Below are 19,873 nucleotides of genomic sequence, written 5' to 3'. Positions count from 1 at the left end.
CCGGCACGCGACCGCGTCCGCAAGACCGTTTCCGCACCGACATCCCGCACGACGAAGCACACGCGAAGCGGCCCGCACCCGGCCGGCGTCGCGTCGCGCGTCGGCCGTGACGGCACGACCATTCGAACGAGGGACCCAGCATGGCCATCGATGTGCCTGTGACACGCCGGACGTTTCTGAAGCTGGCCGGGAGCGGCGCGCTCGTCGCGATCTCGATCACCCATTTGCCGGCGCTGGCGCTCGGCGCCGCCGGGCAGGCAGGCGACGACGCGGCCGGGCCGGGCTGGGCGCCGGTGCCCGGCAAGGCGCGCTGGCGCATCGACGGCATCCCGAAAGTCACGGGCCAGAAGATCTACGCACGCGACTTCAAGTCGCGCGACTTCGTCGGCTGGCCGCAGCAGGAGAACTGGCTCTATGCGTTGCGGTGCGATCGGGTCGACGCCGTGTACGAAGGCTATGACCTCGGGGTGCTGCCGGCCGAATTGCGGCCGATCGCCGTCGTCGACAACGCGCTGCTGAGCGCGCGACGGATTCCGCTGGCCCCCGAGGCCGACCCGATCGCGAACCAGGACATCTACTGGCTTGCGCGCACCGGCCACCCGGCGGATTGCTACGGACAACCGGCCGCGCTGCTGGTGTTCGAGAACTTCGATGTCTATCGTCGCGCGAAGAAGCTGCTCGATTTCAACCGCGGCGTGATCCGTTACGGCGCGCTGGTCACGCGCCCGACGGCCGCGCAGGCCGTGCCGTTTTCCCCCGTGACGATCTACGTGCGTGACGACGAACGCGGCTTCAACTACGTCGACAACTACCAGACCGACAGCAGCGGCAAGCCGACCGCCGAATACCTGAAGCAACGCGAGGAGGCGGTCGCCAACATCGACGCGACGATCGCCCGCAACGCGGCCGCCGGCGCGTGGATCGGCGTGCGCGCGACCGGCAACGAAGGATTCGAGACGCCGGCGATGGACCCGATGTTCATGGAACCGGAAGCGGGGCTCGCATGGTACGACGCGTCCAGCGCGAAAATGAGCCTCGTGCTCGGTACGCAGTCGGCGAACGACGATGCGACCGGCGCGCTCGGGCTGTTCCAGGGTAGCGACGTCGCGGTCAAGGAGGCCCACGTCATCGCATGCTATCCGGGCGGCGGCTTCGGCGGGCGCGACAAGTCCTATTTCCCGCTCTATCTCGCGCTCGCGGCGCCGTTCGCGAAGGGCGCGCTACGCTGGCAACAGTCGCGCTACGAGCAGTTCCAGGTCGGGTTGAAGCGCTGCGAGACGCAGTTTTCCGAATCGCTGTGGTTCAACCGGCGCGGCAAGCTCGAAGCGATCACGTGCGATTTCCTGATGAACGGCGGCGGCAAGAAGAACCTGTCGCCGTACGTCGCGCAGCTCGCCGCGCTGAGCGCGATGAGCTGCTACGAGATTCCGCGCGCACGCGCGCAGGCGGCCTCGACTTACACGCGGGAAGTGTTCGGCGGATCGCAGCGCGGCTTCGGCGGCCCGCAGGCGTTCATGGCCGTCGAGACGCTGATGGACGAGGCCGCGCGCCGGCTCGGGCTGTCGCCGTTCGCGATCCGTCGCGCCAATTTTCTCGGCGGCACGCCCGGGCTCGGCAAGGGGCGCGCGATCACGGGTGCACCGATCCTGTTCGACCTGCAGCTCGACGCGCTGCTCGACCGGCTCGAACAGCACCCGCTGTGGCGCGAGCGCGAGCGCACCCGCGCGGAACGCGGTGCGCGTCATCTCCGTTACGGCGTGGGACTCGCGATGGCGAACGAGGCCTACGGCACCTCCGGCGACGGCATGTTCGGGATGGTGCAGATCCTGCCCGACAGCCGGCTGCGCGTGGTCACGCCGTACACCGACATGGGTAACGGCGCGGCCACGACGCTGGGGCTCGCACCGTCCGAATTTCTCGGGCAGAACGCGCAGACGATCGCCATGAGCGAGATCGGGCCGTTCAATGCGCTCGGGCTCACGCGTTCGAGCAACCCGTCGGCCAATCCGAAGACGGTGCGCTACACGTACGGTTCGTCGAGCGCCTGTCTCGGCGCATTCCATCAGTACCACGCGGTGAAGGGGGCGGCCCAGGCATTGTTCCTGCAAAGCGTGCTGCCGGCTGCCCGTGCGTGGTGGGGCGTGCCCGTGCGGGCGGAGGACGTGCGCTGGGCCAATGGTGCGCTCGTCGCGAACGGCCTCGCGCCGATTTCGTGGCCGGCGCTGCTCGGCACCATCACGAAGCTGGGCCTGCAGACGGTGGCGGCCGTGCATGCGAGCTATGCCGGCTACTTCTGGAAGGGCACCTATCCGTTCGCGTCCGGCAGTGCGCAAATCGACTACGACTACGTGGCGGTCGGCCTCGATCCCTACTTCCTGACGCCGCTGTACCGCACGCTGCTGGCGCCGCCGGTCGACACGACCCTCTACGGACGCACGACCTACGCGCCATCGGCGTCGCTCGTCGGCGTGTCCGTCGATCCGGCGAACGGGCGCGTGAAGGTCGAGCGCGTGGTGTCGGCGGTGAGCGTCGGGCGGCAACTGTCGCCGGAGCTCGTCGAAGGACAGTCGCAGGGCGCGGTCGCGATGGGGATCGGCAACGTGCTGACCGAGACGTGCCCGCTCGGCCCGGACGGCCCGGGTGGCGGCCGATGGAACCTCGACCGCTACGAGGTGACGCGCCTGCCCGACATTCCCGAGCAGGAGCTGATCGCGCTGCCGCCGCCCGGCAACGATCCCGCGAATGCGCGCGGTATCGCGGAAGCGGTGATGTGCCCGATCGCGCCGGCGCTGCTCAATGCGCTGGCGATGGCGACCGGGAAGCGGTTCAGGGTCACGCCGGTCACGCCGGACAAGATTCGGGAGGCACTGCAATGAGCGATCCGGTCCGCATGGTCGTGAACGGCCAGCCCGTCGAGGCCCCCGCCGCCGACGCCGACATGAACCTCATCGACTTCCTGCATGAACGACAGGACCTGACCGGCACGAAGCTGTGCTGCGGCATCGGCGTGTGCCGGGCGTGCACGGTCGGCGTGCGCAACACGCCCGATGCGCCGATGGAAAAGACGCTGTCGTGCTCGACGCCGGTCAGCGCGATGGCCGGCATGCACGTGTACACGATCGAAGGGCTCGCGCAGGACGGCACGCTGTCGCCGCTGCAGCAGAGCTTTCTCGAATCGTTCGCGTTCCAGTGCGGCTACTGCGCGTCGGGATTCCTGATGGCCGCGACCGCGATGCTCGATCATCTGCGCGCGCAGCCGGTGCCCGCCGCCGAGCTGGACGCGATGATCGAGACGTGGGTGGGCGGCAACGTGTGCCGATGCACCGGCTACGTCAAATACATCGAGGCCATCCGCAAGGTGGCGATGCGCTACACGAAGGAGGCGGCATGACGATCAGGACCTGCATCGCGGCGCTGGCGCTGCTGCTGGCCGCGCCCGCCCCGTTTGCCGCGGAAGGCGCCGATGCCTCCCTGCACGAATACGCGCAGCAGTGCACCGACGAAATCGGCGAGATTCCCGCGTTCGACTGCAACAGCGGGACGGACGTGCCGATCACCGTCAACGGCAGCGTGCCCGCGCGGTACGCGGCTCACATGACCTGCGATCGCCCGGCGCTGTTGCCGTACGACGCGCCGACCTCCGGGCAATGCACGCCTTACTCGAAGATCCTCGACCTGTCTCACGGCGACACGCAGATCTCGGCGTTTTGCCGTCGCAAGCAGATCCGCGAGAACCGCAGCCCGTATTACGACGAAGTCGACATCGTGCTGCACCACGTGCGCAACGGCAAGACCTGCTGGTTTCATGCGGACAAGGGCGGCACGGGCGGCATGGATGCGTCGCGCGTGCCGCCGCCGAACGAGAAGACCCCGCCGCCCGGTCGGCCGTCGGCCGCGGAATTCTGGTGGAAACCGGCTGCGACCGCGACGAAGCGCTGCGTGTCGTGCCACGATGCGAGCCCGGTCATGTACAGCCCGTGGATCGGGCAGGTATGGAACCGCGTGCCGACCGATCCGTGGGGCAAGTACGTCAATCTCGGGGCCGACTTCGCGTCATGGACGTCGCACGCGATCAGCACGCCCGGTAACACCTGCATCGGCTGCCACCGGATCGGCGACCAGAACAGTTGCAAGATCTACGTGCCGCTCGCCGCCGGGTTGCTGCCGCCGCCGAAAGGCAGCAACCAGCTGGCGAGCCGCTATCCGCTGACGCACTGGATGCCGATCGACAACAACCGCAGCCGCGACGAATGGAACGCGGCCAACGTGAAGTCGGTGAGCGATCTGCTCGCGTGCTGTTCGGCGCGGGGCAAGAACGATCCGATGTGCACCTTTACGCCCGCGGCGCAGGCGGCGAAGTAGGAGGCCGCCGGGCGGCGGAACGTCGTGCCCGTTCACCCGTTCGCGGCCGTCACTGAAAGTGATGCACATACCGCAGCACCATCCGCGTGCCCTGCGGCCGGTTGCGCGCATAGGTCTCGAAGTACGCGTTGAACATCAGATGATCCTGCGGCGAGAAGCTGACCATCGCCCCCGGGCCGATCGCGAACACGGCCTCCCGCGTGCCCGGCACGTCCTGCCCGTTTTCCTTCATGTCGGTGGTCTGGCGCAGCCAGTAGCCGTTGAGCCCCAGCCGCAGGCCGGGGCGCACTTCATACTCGGTCGCGAAGTTCGCGTGGATCGCCTGGCCGGCCTGCGTCGACGTCACGTCCGGGCCGAGCGACGTGGCCGGCTGATGGTTGGTCGCGTTCCACAGATAATGCAGCCGCCACGACACGGTCCACTTGGGCGTGAGCCACAGCGTCGCTGCCCAGTACGGATCGAACGACCAGACATGGCTGCCGGGATTGATCGCGCGCGACGGATCGTACGCGCCGGTCGGCGCGATGAACTGGAATTCCACGCGCTGCGCGAAGCGCGGGCCTTGCGCGCCCATCACCGGGTCGAACTGGATGAACGGGCCGATCAGCAGGTCGCCGAAGCCGGCGCGTGCATTCAGCGCGACGTTGCCGATGCCGTCGTCGGTTCGCGCGGCCGCGATCCACGGCAGGATCACGTCGAGGCCGGGATGCATGCCCGCGAACGTCCGCGGCGACTGATAGACGAGCTGGCTCAGCCCCGCGAACAGGTCGATGTCCTGCTTCGGCAGCCCGACCTTGTTGCCCGCGTTGTCGTTGACGCGGCCTGCCGTGTAGTACTGCAGGTACTGCGTGCCGTACCAGCCGGCACCGGCCGGCGGCATCCCGTCGAGGAAGCTGGTCATGCCGAGGTTGACCGCCGGCAGGTCCGCTGCGGCGGCCGGTGCGCTTGCGGCCATGCCGGCGATCGTGAGGCCTGCGACGACGAGCACGCGAGAGCCGAGTTTCATGTTCACCACCTCCTGTTGGTTTATTTGTATAACTAATCAATCGGCACGAAAAAGATCGGGATGATCGGCGATCGCACGATACTGGCCCGCATGGAACACCAGCGGCGCACGGCCGTTTGCGTCGAACTGTTCGATCTGGCCGATGAAGAGCAGGTGATCGCCGCCTTCGTAATGGCCGACGTTGCGGCACACGAAGCGCGCGCTCGCGCCGTCGAGGCAGGGCACGCCGCCGGTTTCCGAATCGACGTGAAGCACGCCGTCGAACTTGTCGGCGCGGGGCGTCGCGAAGCGGCGCGACAGGTCGATCTGGTCGTGCGCGAGGATGTTGATCGCGAAATGGGTGGCCGCGACGAAATCCGGGCGGCTCGGCGCGACCTTGCGCAGGCTCCACAGCACGAGCGGCGGATCGAGCGACAGCGACGAGAACGAATTGGCGGTGAGGCCCACCTTGCGTCCGTCGGCCGCGCACGTGGTGATCACGGTCACGCCGGTCGGGAATTGCCCGAACGCGGCGCGCAACTGCAGCGGGTCGAGCGCCGGGCGATCGGTAGCGGTCGTTTCCATGTCGGTCACTCCGTGCGTGCGCTGTGTTCGCGGATCATCGCTGCGCAGGCCGACGGCTCGAACCACCACGGCGAGAACCGGCGCGGATCGTCGAAGCCGTCGACGATCGCCGCGGCGAGCGACGGCAACTGGCCGGCCGCACCGAGCAGTTCGAGGATGTGCGGCGGTGGCGGCGTGAGCAGCGAGTTGGTCCAGCGCACGACATGCTGCGCATACGCCCAGTAGCCTTCGAAGGTCTGATGCATCCAGTCTTCGCCGAACGGCGCGGCATCGCGTGCGACGATCGCATCGAAATACGCCTTCGCGCATTTCGCGGCGTTGTTCGATCCCTGGCCGGTGATCGGATCGTTGACGACCACCGCATCGGCCATCCCGAACACCGTGCGGCCCGACGGCAGCCGGAAGAACGGCTTGCGCACCGTCGGCGTGAAGCGTCCGGCGAGCGTGCCGTTCGGATCGGTGAGCTCGACGTCGCGGCAGCGCTCGAATTCCCACGGTACGTACTGCTGCAGGAACGACAGGCTGCGGTCCAGATGCTGGTCGGGCGTCTTCACGTCGGCCCAGCAGTCGAGCGGGCCGCCCGGAATGCCTTCGAACACCATGATTTCGCAGGGGCCCGACGTGGTCAGTGCGGGGAACACGAAATACTCGCCGATGCCCGGCAGCAGGTTGAAGCGCACGCGCGAATACGGCTGGCTCGGCGTCATCCCTTTCACATAGGTGAGGGCCAGCGCGCGTTGCGGGCGGTCGAACGCGCTGCGTGCAGCGTCGCGGCCGAGCAGGTTGACGATCTCGCCCTTGCCGGCCGCGAGCAGCACGAGGTCGTGGCTGCGCGCCAGTTCTTCGAGTTCGGGCACGCCGATGTCGGCAATGCGCACGTCCGCGCCCCGGCGCTTCACGCCGTCGAGCCAGTCGGCCATCTTCACGCGCTGGTCGACCGATTGCGCATAGCGCGTCAGCCGCGACGACCAGTCGATCACCTTGCGGCCGTTGCCGTCCGGATGCGGCACCGCGATGCCGATCCCTTCGACGGACGGGCACGCTTCCTCCCACGCGTTCAGGCCGAGATCGCGCTCGATCTGCAATGACGTGTGGAACATGCACTGGCTCGACATGACCTTGCCGGTGCGGATCTGCTCGGCGTCGCGGTTGGTCGCGAGCGTGACGTGGTAACCCTGGTCGAGCAGGGCGAAGGCGAGTTGCAGGCCGGACTGGCCGGCGCCGACGATGGCGATGCGTCTCATGAGTATGTCCTTGGTTGGCCGGATGCCGGCCGGAATCGAAATGGTGGCGGGAAGCGGCGCTGACGAACGGTCACTCCGCGAGACGCGGAATGGCCGGCACCGCCTGTTCGGGGCCCATCGCGGCATAGCCGCCATCCACCGCGTAGTCGGCGCCGGTCACGAAGCTCGCCGCGTCGCTGCACAGGAACGTCACGACCTGCGCGACCTCGGACGGATCGCCGACCCGGCCGAGCAGGTGGAACGGCGCGGCGACGCGATCGGTCTTCGCGCGGTCGCCGTGCGTCAGCTCGTCCATCACGCGCGACCACGTCCAGCCCGGCGACACTGAGTTGACGCGAATGCGGTCGGGCGCGAGATCCATCGCCATGCTGCGCGTGAGCTGGCGGATCGCCGCCTTGGATGTCGGGTACAGCCAGCGGCCGGTTTGCGCGCACTGCGCCGAGATCGAGCTGAAATTCACGATCGCGCCGCCGCCGCGCCGGACCATCTGTGGATGCACGGCCTTCGCGAGCATCGCCGCCGACACGACGTTGACGTCCATCGCGGCGAGCCAGTTGTTGCGGGTTGCCTGGATGCCGTTGTCGACGTAGCTGCACGCGAGGTTGACGAGCACGTCGATCGCGCCGAACCGCTCGACGATGGCCGCGACCGCATGCTCGATCGCGCGATCGTCGGTGATGTCGAGCGCGACGAACATCGCCCGTTCGCCGAGCGAGTCGGCCACGCGCGCGCCATTCTCCGCATCGAGATCGAGGATCGCGACGCACGCACCGGCGCGGCTCAGGTCCTGCGCGACCGCGGCGCCGATCAGCGTGGCGCCGCCGGTGACGATCGCGACTTTGCCAGCAAGGGCAGTCATGGGGTGTCTCCGGAAATCGTTGTGTGGGGGAAGGTGTTGTGTCAATGCGTGCCCGACGACGGCTCGCTGTCCTGCCAGCGGCGCATCAGCCCGTTCGACGGCACGGTTTCGTCGAGCAGCTTGCGGGCCGTTTCGACGCCCGCGACCGGCAGGCCGGCCGGATCGAGCAGGCCGATCTGCACGAGCACGCTCGCCTGGTCCCAGTAGATGTGCTCGTGATAGAGCTTGTCGCCGCGAAACTTGACGATCGCGACGAGCGGAATCTCGACGCGCTTGCCGGTCGGCGCGACGCCCGGCAGCATCCAGTCGATCTCGGTGGTGTGCGTGAAGCAGAACAGCAGCTCGTCGACGATCTGGCTCGCGCCGACCGTGCGCGAGATCGGCGTGATCGTCGTGTCCGGCGGATTCGCGTGCACGAAATGATGCGTGTAGAAGCGCTTGAGCTCGTCGTAGCCGACGCCGCCCGTCAGCGTCGGAATATGGTTGACGTACGGTTCGGCGACCATCGTCGCCATCGTGGCATCGACGTTGCGCGTGTCGAATTCGTGTTGAAGATGCGCTTCCCACAGTGTGGACAGGTCGTAGTGCGGGCCGAGCGCGGCACGGAACGCGGCAATCGCGCGCTGATGGGCCATGCTCGCGGCGGCCTTGTCGAAATGATCGCCGCCGGCGCGCGCGAACGCGTGATCGACCCCGGGATACACGTACACTTCGACGCCGTCGCGCCCGGCCAGCGCGTCGGCAATGCGCTGCTGCGCGTCCGGCGGGCAGAAGCGGTCCTGCCCCGCGATCTGCAGCACGAGCCGGCCGTGCAGGTGCGACGCCTCGTCGAGCGCGTGCTCGATGCCGACGCCGTAGTAGCTGACCGCCGCGGCCACGTCCGGCAGCCGGCACGCGGCGAGATACGCGAGCTTGCCGCCGAGACAGTAGCCGAGCACGCCGGCTTCGCCCGTGCATTCGGGCAGCCGCTTGAGCACGTCCAGCGCGGCGCCGATGTCCTCGACACCCTTGTTCTCGTCGTATTCGCGGTAAAGGGCCATCGCGCGTTCCACGTCGGCGGCCGAGTAACCGAGTTCGATCCCCGGCGCCTGGCGCCAGAACAGGTCGGGCACGAGCACCGTATAGCCTTCCTCCGCGTAGTAGTCGGCCGCTTCCCGCATCGTCGCGTTCGCGCCGAAGATCTCGTGGCACAGCACGATGCCGGGCCCGGTGCCGCCGGCCGGCGTGCTCAGGTATGCGCGAAACGTGCCGCCGTCCGGCGACGGAATCTCGATGTGACGTCCTTGCATGTGTCCCTCCATTCCAGTTTTTGCTGCGACGGGCCCAGTATTGGCGGACGAAATGGGCACTTCTATCCGCTTTCTTCGGCCGGTATCCGCGAATTCCGGAAACCTGTTGCACCGGCCGCCGCGCATGGGCAGGCGCGCGGCTGACTGCGGGTATGTGCGGATGCGGAAGCCCCGCACAGTTTTCTACGATGCGCGAACGGTCCGCTTCTTGCGTCATGTGGGCGGGACTCGTGTGCTGGGGCGGCCGGACTGTCCGGATACGCCGGGCGCTATCCGGATCGTGCGGCGGATGCCCCCATACCGGGAACGCATGCACGGCGCGGGTGCAATCGAGCATGACGGGAGAACTTCGATGGCGCAATTTTCCGAAACGGGCTGGCTGCCGGATACGGCCTGTTTCAATCACGACAACCTGCTGCTGCAGTCGAACGACGTCGACGAGGTGCGCGCACGCGTCGCCGACGTCTTCAAGCCGCACCGGCTCACGCCGACCGGCGAATCGCGCGCGCTGCACAGCTGCATGCATCACGCACGTTGGGGCAACCTGTCGTTGAACCTGCTCGATTATGGCGGCGGCGTCAGCATCGAACCCGGCCCGCTCGAGCACTTCTTCCTGTTGCAGATCCCGTTGCGCGGCGACGCGGAGATCGAGTGCGGATCGGCGCGTTTCGTGTCGTCGCCCGGCACCGCGTCGCTGATCTCGCCGACGCTGCCGCTGAAGATGCGCTGGGGCGACGCGTGTCCGCAAGTCATCCTGCGGATCGAGCGCGAAGTGATGGAGCGCCACGCGCAGCGGCATTTCGGTGACGACCGGCGCGCGCCGGTCGAATTCGAGCCGGCATTCAGCCTGTCGTCGTCGCAGGGCGCGTGTCTGATGCAGATGCTGCCGATCCTCGCCGGCGCGATCGCGACGGACGCGCATCCGCTGCGTCATCCGCTCGCGTTCGAGCAGCTCGAATCGACGCTGCTCAACCTGCTGCTGCACGGCCACCCGAACAGCGCGCGCAACGGCACGCGGCACCTGGCGGTAGCGATTGCGCCGTTCTACGTGCGGCGCGTCGAGGACTACATCCGCGCGCATCTCGACGAGCCGCTGACGATCGAACGGCTCGCCGAACTCGCCGGCGTCAGCCCGAGCACGCTGTTCGCCGGCTTTCGTCATCGCCACGGCACCACGCCGATGGGCTTCGTGCGGCAGTTGCGGTTGCAACATGTGCGCGAGGAACTGCTGGCCGATGCGCCGCCGGGCCTCGCGTCGGTGACGGACGTCGCGCTGAAATGGGGCTTCGCGCACCTCGGGCGGTTCGCGATCGAGTACAAGCGGGCGTTCGGCGAGTCGCCGTCCGCGACGCTCAGGATGCGGCGCGGGCGCGCGTAGCGGCTCGCGCGGCAACCCGCTCGCCGACCCGCTACGGCAGCGGCACGCCCCAGACTGCCGTCACGTCCCCGCCGAGCCGCCATTCGGTGAACGGGCGGCGCGGTGCGATGATCGCCGGCAGCCGCGCGTCGTGAAAGCGCGCGTAGTACGGCTCGACCCAGCTCAGTTCATCGCGGAACGTCCACGGAAACAGGTCCTGCCTGACCGGCGTGATGGCGGTGAAGCTGGCGGGATCGACGACCGCATGGATGACCAGGTTCGCCAGGCGGCCGATCGCGCCGTCGTTTTCCCGATAGAGATCGATATGGCGCCGCTGCACGAGTTCCGCCGCGAACACGAGCGGGAGCAGCGCGAACGTGTGATAGTGCAGCGCGCGGTTGCCGCGTTTGACTTCCCGTGCAAGAGAACCGTCGGGGCCGATGTCGCGGATGCCTTCGCGTACCCGCAGCAGCCCCGAATCGACGAGGCTCGCGTTGCCGGTCACGGTGCCGATGGCGATCAGGTCGAGTCCGGCCCAGTACACGAGGTTGTTGTGCAGATGGTTGATCGCTTGCGCATCGCGGGTGGCGATCGCGATGCGTTCGAGCCACGGATCGATCGCGTCGAAGCGCGCGCGGTTCGCGTCGCGCACGTCGCGCGGCATGCGCAGGATCACCATCGCGAAGTCGGTGCCGGCCCAGGAGCGCTCGTAGTTGCCCTGGTAACCGGTGATCCGGCCCATCAGCGCGTCGGCCTGGGCCCAGCTTTCCAGCAGGCTCACCGCGCATGACCAGTCACCCTTGTCCGCCGACGCATTGAGCCGTGAAATGAAATCGCGCATCGGCTTGACCGCGCGCGCATAGCCGGCGGCGTCGTCATAGTAGCCGGGCGGATCGATCGTCGTGACGGCCGCCGGGACGTCACACGCGCGGGCCGGCGGCACGGCACAGCAAAGCGCGCTCACCGCGAGCCACGCGGCGAGCAGGGGGCGAGTCGACAGGCGGCGCATACGGTCCTCGGTGGTGACGTGACGGTGACGCGGCAAACACGGAAGCCGAACCGGGGGCGGACAACCTCGCGATGCAGGACGCGCGCGGCCGCCAAGGCACGACGAACCCCGGTGACGCGCGCGGGCCGTGCAGCCCGCGGCCGCTTCCCGTGGCGCAGGCAGTCTAGCGTCCCCGTCTTTCATCCGCCTTGCCTGGCGCCGGCCGACGACGCATTTTTTTAAGACTGCGCCCCATTCGCCCGGTATCATCGCTGCGCTCGCGACCGACGCCATGGGCCAGTGCATGCCGACTCGCGCGCAACCTGCATCGCCAAGAAGACAACCCAGGGCGGACGCCGACGGCGCGTCGCGCCGCGATCGGGCCGAATCGGCCACCAGCACGACGGAGCAAGGAACGATGGTAACGGGGACGGGCGCGGCGCGACGCGCGAGGGCGATCGCGGCCGGGGGCGCGTGGGTCGTGGCGGCGGCGGGCGGCGCACACGCGCAGGCATCGGGTGCGGCAGTCACGCCGCCGGCCGGCGCGGCGGCGGCCGTGCTGCCGACGATCGACGTGACCGGGAAGGCCGACGGCGCATCGAGCGGGCTCGTCGGGCTGCGCACCACGGCCGGCACGAAGACCGACACGCCGGTGGCCGAGATCCCGCAAACGATCAGTCTCGTGACCGCGCAGCAGATCGAGATGACCGGCGCGACCGACCTGAACCAGGCGCTGCGCTACGTGCCGGGATTTGCCACGTTCGGCGCCGACAGCCGCACCGACTGGTATGCGGCGCTGCGCGGCTTCACGCCGACGCTGTACGTCGACGGTGTGGCCGCGCCGAATACGGCCGTGATCGCGAACTGGCGCGTCGACCCGTACACGATCGACTCGATCGCCGTGCTGCGCGGGCCGACGTCGGTGCTGTACGGCGCGGGCGAACCCGGCGCGATCGTCGACGCGCACACGAAGCTCGCCGACGGCGAGCGCGTCCGCGAAGCCGGCGTGCAGATCGGCAACGACGCGCGCAAGCAATTCATGCTCGATGTCGGCGATACGCTCGATCCGGACGGCCGCCATGCGTACCGCTTCGTCGGCGTGGCGCGCGACGGCAACGCGGTCACCGGCCCGAACGGCGACCGGCGCATCGCGCTGGCGCCGTCGTTCCGATGGCGGCCGACCGCCGATACGTCGCTGACGCTCTCGGCGACGTTCCTGCAGGACGGCAGCGATATTTCGTCGAACTTCCTGCCCGCGTCGGGCACCGTGTTGCCGAACCCGAACGGCCCGCTGTCGCAGGACATCTACATGGGTGCGCCCGGGTTCAACGACTACCGGAAGAAGCAGTGGTCGCTCGGCTACGCGCTGGAGCATCGCGTGAATGCGATCTGGTCGCTGCATCAGGACGTGCGCTGGTCGCACCTGTCGCTCGACGACGCGACGGTGTTCGGTATCGGCTTCGTGCCCCGCAGCAGCACCAACATGATGCGTTATGCGGGGCTGTTCCAGCTCAACTACAGCCGGTTCGACATCGACAACCACGCGCAGGCGCGCTTCGGCACGGGGCCGCTCGAACATACGCTGCTGCTCGGCGCGCAATATGACCGGCAGACGACGACCAACAGCGTGTGGCTCGCGCTGGCGCCGTCGCTCAACCTGTATCAACCCGTCTACCGGCCCGTCACGGACGCGATTTTCTCCGGCCCGACGTCGCTCGGCCACGTCGACCAGTACACGGCGATGAACACGTTCGGCGTGTATGCGCAGGACCAGATCCGCTGGCAGCGCTGGACGCTGACGCTCGGCGGCCGCGAGGATTTCGTCAATGCGCGGTTCGACGACCGGACGGCCGGCACGCAGGCGCGGCAGGACGTCAGTGCGTTCTCCGGGCGCGTCGGGCTCACCTATCAGGGCGACGCCGGGCTGTCGCCGTACGTGAGCTATTCGACGTCGTTCGATCCGGTCATCGGCGTGAGGATGGTCGGCGGCGGCTTGCCGAAGCCGACACGCGGCAAGCAGACGGAAGCCGGGTTGCGCTGGCAGCCGCCCGGCAGGAACCTGCTGCTGAGTGCGGCCGTCTACCAGATCGATCAGACCAACGTCGCGACGCCGACACCGGTGAGTCTCGACCCGACCGGCACGACGTCCGTGCAGACCGGCAAGGTGCGCTCGCGCGGGATCGAGCTGAGCGCGCTCGGCAAGGTCACCCGCGAGTTGTCGGTCGTCGCGTCGTATGTGTATCAGGACGTCAAGAACGTGCAGGCGAACGACGCGTCGCTGAACCACTGGCCGGTGGCGGTGCCGCTGCCGCGGCAGATGGCGTCGATGTGGGCCGACTGGACCTGGCGCACGGGCGCGCTGGCGGGCCTCGGGATCGGCGGCGGCGTGCGCTACCAGAGCGCGTCGGCCGGCGCACCCGACAACTCGCTGACCGTGCCGAGCGTGACGCTGGTTGACCTGGCGCTGCACTACGAGATGCCGCGCTGGCGGTTCGCGCTGAACGTCGCGAACCTGTTCGACCGGCGTTATGTCAGCGGCTGCACGTCGTATACCGTCTGCGTGTTCGGCAACGAGCGGACCGTGCTGGCCACCGCGAAATACACCTGGTAGTCGCGAACGCGCGGAACGGTCCTACGCGTCGCGTTGCGGTTCCCGGCGCACGGCGCGTTCGCCGGCGTGACGCTGGCGCCGCCACTCGGTCGGCGTGAGGCCGAAACGTTCGCGGAATGCGGTCGCGAAATTCGCCGGCGTGGAAAAGCCGATCTCCTTCGCGATGCTGGCAATGCTGAGCGACGTCGAATCCAGCAGGTCCTGCGCGATCCGCAGCCGCTCGTGCCGCAGATACTCGAATACCGTCTGGCCGAGGTTGTCGCGAAACGCGCGTGACAGCCGCTTTTCGTGCGTGCCGACCGCGCGGGCCAGCTGCTCCACCGTCGGCGGATCGTTCAGCGTCCGTGCCAGGTGGCGGATGGCCGCGCGCACGATGATGTCGTCGTCCTTGCCGGCCACGAACGGGCTTTCGATGTCAACGGCCCGCTCGCGCTTCTCGCGCGCGAGCTGCACGCGAATCCGCGCAAGCACTTCGGCGGGCTCGAACGGCTTGACCACATAGTCGACGCAGCCGATGTCGAACCCCTCGAGGCGCTCGTGCAACGCGCCGGCCACGGTCAGGAAAATCACTGGAATCGCGCACGTCAGCGGATCGGCGGCAAGCAGCCGGCACGCGGTGAAGCCGTCCATGCGCGGCATGCGGACATCCATCAGGATCAGGTCGGGCAGGAGCGCCTGCGCGCGCTGGCACGCCTGCAGCCCGTCGGATGCAATGCTGATCCGGCACCCGGTGCCGCGCAGGATGTCGATCAGCAAGCGAAGCTGGTCGGGTTGATCGTCGACGATCAGGATATGGGCGTCGCCCAATGCGGAGATCGATGGATGCATCGTGCACCTGTTCTGGAATGGCTGCTGGCTGCGTTCCTGCGGGTGGCCGGCCCGGTTCGGATCAATCGTCGGAAGCTGCGCTATGGCGACGTACAAGCACATCGATATTCGAATGTCGCCCCGCTACACGAAGGACAACCGGTCGGCGTAATGCCTTGCATGGCTGGTTTTGATCACTGACCCGGTAAAGGCGCGGAGCGTTGCCGGCGTCGCGCGCTGAGAAACGCGCGCCCGCCGGTATCGATGCGAGCCGAATTGTAGGGGCATATTTCAATTCTTGCCAGATGCATTGACTCTATCTGCTTCATTCCGCTTTTCGGATGCTTCATCGTGCATCGTGAATGGCGCTTACAGTATGGCGCACCGATGCCTGTCCATTTCCGCCATTTTCATTTGGCGCTGCTACGTGCAATCGCGTAGTTCCACGGCTTTTTTAAAAAATATTCCAAGGAATCTTTTTTTAATCCGCCTCAGCAAAGATTTTATCCGCCCGGCAAAACATCTCGATTAATTTCGATGACGAGAAATCGTTTGCGAGATGTGCGTTTTCAACGCAACTATTTGAATATATTGAATTTTACAATCTATAAAGAATGCCACCTTCAATAATTTTAATTCGTGTCTCATAATTCGTCCGAACTTTGAGTGCAGGGTTGCACCGAGCAACGCAAGGCACGGCGGGTTGTGGCGGACGTTGTGCGATTCGGGTCCGAGGCATCAGTTGATGTGACTCCGAGCGCATGTCCGTTGCGCGCAAGCGAAAATCCGGTTGCCGTGGATGAAATAAAAGAAGCGGGGTGGGTCGCGGTCAACGCGATATCAAATCAGGGGTGTCCATAACGGCGGGTTGAATCTCCGGATTCAGTCGCTGGGCGAATTCGCCCATATAAAACGATATGCATTCCTAATGCATTCCCTGGATTAACGGAACGGGCCGTCGCACGAACGACGGGCCCGCGCTTTCGAACGTCCCGTCGCCACGGCGGACGATGCGCGCCACCTTCGGCACGCTCGAGCCGCGCCCGGCATCGGGTTCCGCACTGAAGTCGTAATCGCAATCGCAGTCGCAGCTGAAGTCTTCAACAAAACTAAGTAGTCCGTATTCAAACCAAACGCTACAAAACGGAGCAGAAGACCATGAAGAGGAAGCAGATTTCGGCGCTAGCCGCCGCCATGTTCACGGGTGCAGGTGTGCTGATCGCGGGTGCCGCGCATGCGGACAATTTCGTCGATCGCGGCAACCCGGACAACGCGCTGAGCGGTCAGTGCATCGACGGCACGAACCCGTTGTGTGTCGCGACCAAGAGCGGGAGTTACGTGGCAGTGAGCACGGCCAACGTCAAGATGGGCACGAATGCCAAGGCCGGCACCAGCGGGATCGCGATCGGCGACCAGTCGAATGCAAGCAGCAATGGCGGCACCAGCAGCGGCGGCGCGATCGCGGTCGGCGTCGGCGCGCAGGCGCTGGCGAACTCGGCCACGGCCATCGGCACGGTAGCCGTCGCACAAGGCAACACGGCGCTCGCCATCGGCCGCCAGTCGGCCGCGGTCGGCGATTTCTCGATGGCGCTCGGCAACGTCGCCGATGCGCACGGCACGAGCTCGATCGCACTGGGCCACTCGGCGCTCGCCAGCGGCGATCGTTCGGTCGCGATCGGCGGCGCCAACCCGACGTCGAGCGACGGCGTGTCGGCCGGCGCGTCGTATGACGCGGCCACCCAGACGCGCGCCGGCGGCACGCAATCCGTCGCGATCGGTGCTGGCGCGCAGACGAACGACAACAACCAGGTGGCGATCGGTTCGGGCAGCGTCGGTGCGAACAATGGCGGCACGCCGGTGTTCGGCGGCACGGCCGCGCCGGTTGGCGGCGCGGTGTCGTTCGGCGCGATCGGCAACGAGCGCCAGCTCAAGAACGTCGCGGCAGGCGCGGCCGATACGGACGCCGTCAACGTCCAGCAATTGAAGAACGTGAACGGCACGCTCAGCACGAGCATCGCCACGGTCGACGCGCGCGTGACGTCGGTCGGCAATTCGCTGTCGACCACGATCTCGAACGTCGACCAGCGCGTGACCAACGTGGGCAACAGCCTCAGCACCAGCATCGTGACCGCCACGAAGAACGTCGTGAAATACACCGACGATTCGCATGCGGCGATCGCACTCGACGGCGCCAACGGCACGACGATCAACGGCGTCGCGGCCGGCGTCGCCGACACCGATGCGGTCAACGTCGGCCAGCTGAAGGGCAGCGTCGCGCCGCTGCAGACGTCCATTTCGACGGCGGCGTCGAACATCGCGAACCTGCAGACCAGCGTCACCGGCATCAACACGTCGCTGAGCACGGCAACCACGAACATCAGCAACCTGCAGGCCGCCGATGCCCGCAACGTGAAGTACGACGGCCAGAGCGGCTTCGACTCGGTGACGTTCGCCGGCACGAACGGCACGACGCTGCACAACGTCGCGGCCGGTGTCGCGAACACCGATGCGGTGAACGTCGGGCAACTGAACGGCGGCCTGTCGTCGCTCAGCACGAGCGTGACGAACAACCTCAGCACGACGCTCGGCAACCTGAGCACGTCGATCACGAACCAGATCGGCAACGCGACGAAGAACGCCGTGCAGTACGACGATGATGCGCACGGCGGCGTGACGCTCGGCGGCAAGGGCGCGCAGTCACCGGTCGGCCTGCACAACGTGGCGGACGGCATTGCCGCGAGCGACGCGGTGAACGTCGGCCAGCTCGGCAAGGCCACCGACACGCTGAATCAGTCGATCACGAATGTCGGCAACAGCGTCACGACGCTCGGCAACCAGGTGACGACGAATACGGGCAACATCGCCGCGCTTCAGCAGGACGCGCTGCTATGGAACACGAACCTCGGCGCATACGATGCGAGCCACGGCGGCAACGGCACGCAACGCATCGGCAACGTCGCGGCCGGCAAGAACGGCACGGATGCCGTCAACGTCGACCAGTTGAACGCGGCGATTCAGGACGGCACGAGTCAGCTCGACGCGCTCGCGGTGAAGTACGACGACGCCAGCAAGAAGCAGGTGTCGCTCGGCGCAGGCAACGGCGGGAGCCCGGTGCGACTGACCAATATCGCAGAAGGCAACGTCGCGGCAGGCAGCACGGACGCGGTGAACGGCGCGCAACTGCGCCGCGCGACCGACGGCACCGTAGCCGCGCTGGGCGGCGGTGCAACGGCGAATCCGGACGGCTCGATCAGCGCGCCGGCCTATAAAGTTGGCGGCGGCTCGTTCAACAACGTCGGCGACGCGCTCACGAACCTCGACGGCCGCGTCGGCAGCAACACGACGACGCTCGAGAATCACGAAACGCGCATCGGCAACGCCGAAACGAACATCGCCGGCAACACGGCCGCGATCGCCGGGCTGCAACAGGACGCGCTTCAGTTCGACCCGAAGGCCGGCGCCTACAACGCGGCGCGCGGCGGCGCACCGACGAAGCTGACGAACGTGGCCGACGGCAACATCGCCGCGGGCAGCACGGACGCGGTGAACGGCGGCCAGTTGTCGGGCGTGAAGTCGTCGCTCGAACAGCAGATCACGCAGGTGTCCAACCAGGCGGGCGAGGCCGTGAAGAACGTCGTCAAGTACGACGTCGACCCGAACGGCAACCGGCTGAATTCGGTTTCGCTGATCGGCGGCGACACGAATGCGGCCGTCGTGCTGAAGAACGTCGCCGCGGGCACCGACGATACGGACGCGGTGAACGTGAAGCAGCTGAAGGGCGTGCAGTCGAGTCTCAACCAGCTCGGCGCGCTTGCGGTGCAGTACGACGACAGCTCAAAGAACTCGATCACGCTCGGCGGCGCCGGCGGCACGCGCATCACCAACGTGCAGGCAGGCACGCTCAGCGCAACCAGCACGGACGCGGTGAACGGTTCGCAGCTCTACGCGACCAACCAGCAGGTCGCGAAGAACACGACCGATATCACGAACCTGCAGGGGAACGTGACCAACATCGCGAACGGCAAGGCCGGCCTCGTGCAGCAGCAGGATCCGAATGGCGCGATCACGGTCGGGAAGGACACTGGCGGCGCGAGCGTGAACTTCTCCGGCACGTCGGGCGACCGCGTGCTGACCGGCGTCGCGGCGGGGGTGAACAACAACGACGCGGTCAACATGGGCCAGTTCAACAATGCGCTGAAGAACGTGGCGGCCAATGACCAGATCCGCGCGGCGGCGACCGATGCGAACACCACGTGGATCGCGCGAGCCGATGCGGGTTCGATCGGGTCGACGGCAACCGCAACCGGCAAGAACGCGGTGGCGGTCGGCCAGGGCTCGGTCGCCGATCGCGACAATTCGTTCTCGGTCGGCGCGAAGGGCAGCGAGCGCCAGGTCACGAACGTCGCGGCCGGCACGGCGCCCACCGACGCGGTGAACGTGCAGCAGCTGAACGACAACCTGTCGGCCGCGTCGAATCAGGCGAAGGGCTACACCGATCAGCGCATCGGCCAGGTGTACAACTCGTTCAACGACCTGAAGAAGGATATGTACGGCGGCGTGGCATCGGCCATGGCCGTGGCCGGCCTGCCGCAACCGACGGGCGCGGGCCGCTCGATGGTCTCGGCGGCGACGTCGAACTATCACGGCCAGCAAGGTTTCGCCGCCGGATACTCGTACGTGACGGAAAGCAACCGCTGGGTCGTCAAGGCGTCGGTGACGGGCAATGCGCGTTCGGACTTCGGCGCGGTGGTGGGCGCGGGTTACCAGTTCTGACGCTATCCGTGCA

At 67.2% G+C, this 19,873-nt stretch carries 13 protein-coding genes; 6 read left to right on the top strand and 7 right to left on the bottom strand.

The features are described 5' to 3' along the window. Window positions 1–140: 140 nt before the first annotated feature. Genes LGM56_RS12575 through LGM56_RS12565 form a run of 3 tightly spaced genes read left to right on the top strand, consistent with a single transcriptional unit; the run spans window position 141 to window position 4,362 of the window. Window positions 141–2,876: a xanthine dehydrogenase family protein molybdopterin-binding subunit gene (locus LGM56_RS12575; protein ID WP_226204815.1), complete on the top strand. Its 2,736-nt coding sequence runs from the start codon at window positions 141–143 to the stop codon at window positions 2,874–2,876. Next, complete coding sequence (locus tag LGM56_RS12570; RefSeq protein WP_089444303.1) at window positions 2,873–3,391, top strand: (2Fe-2S)-binding protein; 519 nt, start codon at window positions 2,873–2,875, stop codon at window positions 3,389–3,391. The genes LGM56_RS12575 and LGM56_RS12570 overlap by 4 nt, the downstream gene beginning before the upstream one ends. Continuing rightward, a complete protein-coding gene (locus LGM56_RS12565; RefSeq protein ID WP_226204813.1) occupies window positions 3,388–4,362 on the top strand; it encodes a hypothetical protein in 975 nt (324 codons plus the stop codon). Before LGM56_RS12570 ends, LGM56_RS12565 begins: the two co-directional genes overlap by 4 nt. 49 nt (window positions 4,363–4,411) lie before the next feature. Here the strand turns inward: LGM56_RS12565 and LGM56_RS12560 are convergent, their stop codons facing one another. The 5 genes from LGM56_RS12560 to LGM56_RS12540 all read right to left on the bottom strand — a co-directional run bounded on the left by LGM56_RS12560 (window position 4,412) and on the right by LGM56_RS12540 (window position 9,324). Next, window positions 4,412–5,368, bottom strand: coding sequence for a transporter (locus LGM56_RS12560; RefSeq protein ID WP_226204811.1), 957 nt, complete (start codon window positions 5,366–5,368; stop codon window positions 4,412–4,414). A gap of 36 nt (window positions 5,369–5,404) precedes the next feature. Continuing rightward, window positions 5,405–5,932, bottom strand: a complete 528-nt coding sequence (locus LGM56_RS12555; protein ID WP_089498727.1) for a flavin reductase family protein — start codon at window positions 5,930–5,932, stop codon at window positions 5,405–5,407. A 5-nt stretch (window positions 5,933–5,937) separates the two neighbouring features. Then, complete coding sequence (locus LGM56_RS12550; protein WP_226204810.1) at window positions 5,938–7,176, bottom strand: styrene monooxygenase/indole monooxygenase family protein; 1,239 nt, start codon at window positions 7,174–7,176, stop codon at window positions 5,938–5,940. A 70-nt stretch (window positions 7,177–7,246) separates the two neighbouring features. Beyond that, complete coding sequence (locus tag LGM56_RS12545; RefSeq protein ID WP_226204809.1) at window positions 7,247–8,035, bottom strand: SDR family oxidoreductase; 789 nt, start codon at window positions 8,033–8,035, stop codon at window positions 7,247–7,249. A 41-nt stretch (window positions 8,036–8,076) separates the two neighbouring features. Next, window positions 8,077–9,324, bottom strand: coding sequence for a dienelactone hydrolase family protein (locus LGM56_RS12540; protein ID WP_226204808.1), 1,248 nt, complete (start codon window positions 9,322–9,324; stop codon window positions 8,077–8,079). Between the two features lie 352 nt (window positions 9,325–9,676). Here LGM56_RS12540 and LGM56_RS12535 point away from each other — a divergent pair, with 352 nt between their 5' ends. Next, a complete protein-coding gene (locus LGM56_RS12535) occupies window positions 9,677–10,702 on the top strand; it encodes an AraC family transcriptional regulator (RefSeq protein ID WP_226204807.1) in 1,026 nt (341 codons plus the stop codon). A 31-nt stretch (window positions 10,703–10,733) separates the two neighbouring features. Here LGM56_RS12535 and LGM56_RS12530 read toward each other — a convergent pair whose 3' ends face one another. After that, window positions 10,734–11,690 carry a mannuronate-specific alginate lyase gene (locus tag LGM56_RS12530; RefSeq protein ID WP_226204806.1) on the bottom strand — a complete coding sequence of 319 codons (957 nt, stop codon included), beginning with the start codon at window positions 11,688–11,690 and terminating at the stop codon, window positions 10,734–10,736. 397 nt (window positions 11,691–12,087) lie between these two features. Between LGM56_RS12530 and LGM56_RS12525 the strand changes: the two genes are divergently transcribed. Then, window positions 12,088–14,280, top strand: a complete 2,193-nt coding sequence (locus tag LGM56_RS12525) for a TonB-dependent siderophore receptor (protein ID WP_226204804.1) — start codon at window positions 12,088–12,090, stop codon at window positions 14,278–14,280. A gap of 21 nt (window positions 14,281–14,301) precedes the next feature. Here LGM56_RS12525 and LGM56_RS12520 read toward each other — a convergent pair whose 3' ends face one another. Then, window positions 14,302–15,108, bottom strand: coding sequence for a response regulator (locus tag LGM56_RS12520; RefSeq protein WP_226204802.1), 807 nt, complete (start codon window positions 15,106–15,108; stop codon window positions 14,302–14,304). A 1,137-nt stretch (window positions 15,109–16,245) separates the two neighbouring features. Between LGM56_RS12520 and LGM56_RS12515 the strand changes: the two genes are divergently transcribed. Continuing rightward, on the top strand, window positions 16,246–19,860 hold the full coding sequence (locus LGM56_RS12515; RefSeq protein WP_226204800.1) for a YadA family autotransporter adhesin: 3,615 nt from the start codon (window positions 16,246–16,248) through the stop codon (window positions 19,858–19,860). Window positions 19,861–19,873 lie beyond the last annotated feature (13 nt).

This window comes from Burkholderia sp. AU38729 (genome assembly GCF_020419725.1).
In the GTDB taxonomy this organism is placed as follows: Bacteria; Pseudomonadota; Gammaproteobacteria; order Burkholderiales; family Burkholderiaceae; genus Burkholderia.
This window is presented reverse-complemented; position numbering and strand designations above follow the sequence as displayed.

Excerpts from the sequence above, each read along its gene's own strand:
- LGM56_RS12565 (WP_226204813.1), top strand. The coding sequence starts at position 3,388 with ATGACGATCAGGACCTGCATCGCGGCGCTGGCGCTGCTGCTGGCCGCG.
- LGM56_RS12570 (WP_089444303.1), top strand. The coding sequence starts at position 2,873 with ATGAGCGATCCGGTCCGCATGGTCGTGAACGGCCAGCCCGTCGAGGCC.
- LGM56_RS12525 (WP_226204804.1), top strand. The coding sequence starts at position 12,088 with ATGGTAACGGGGACGGGCGCGGCGCGACGCGCGAGGGCGATCGCGGCC.
- LGM56_RS12520 (WP_226204802.1), bottom strand. The coding sequence starts at position 15,108 with ATGCATCCATCGATCTCCGCATTGGGCGACGCCCATATCCTGATCGTC.
- LGM56_RS12535 (WP_226204807.1), top strand. The coding sequence starts at position 9,677 with ATGGCGCAATTTTCCGAAACGGGCTGGCTGCCGGATACGGCCTGTTTC.
- LGM56_RS12575 (WP_226204815.1), top strand. The coding sequence starts at position 141 with ATGGCCATCGATGTGCCTGTGACACGCCGGACGTTTCTGAAGCTGGCC.
- LGM56_RS12560 (WP_226204811.1), bottom strand. The coding sequence starts at position 5,368 with ATGAAACTCGGCTCTCGCGTGCTCGTCGTCGCAGGCCTCACGATCGCC.
- LGM56_RS12545 (WP_226204809.1), bottom strand. The coding sequence starts at position 8,035 with ATGACTGCCCTTGCTGGCAAAGTCGCGATCGTCACCGGCGGCGCCACG.
- LGM56_RS12515 (WP_226204800.1), top strand. The coding sequence starts at position 16,246 with ATGAAGAGGAAGCAGATTTCGGCGCTAGCCGCCGCCATGTTCACGGGT.
- LGM56_RS12540 (WP_226204808.1), bottom strand. The coding sequence starts at position 9,324 with ATGCAAGGACGTCACATCGAGATTCCGTCGCCGGACGGCGGCACGTTT.
- LGM56_RS12555 (WP_089498727.1), bottom strand. The coding sequence starts at position 5,932 with ATGGAAACGACCGCTACCGATCGCCCGGCGCTCGACCCGCTGCAGTTG.
- LGM56_RS12550 (WP_226204810.1), bottom strand. The coding sequence starts at position 7,176 with ATGAGACGCATCGCCATCGTCGGCGCCGGCCAGTCCGGCCTGCAACTC.
- LGM56_RS12530 (WP_226204806.1), bottom strand. The coding sequence starts at position 11,690 with ATGCGCCGCCTGTCGACTCGCCCCCTGCTCGCCGCGTGGCTCGCGGTG.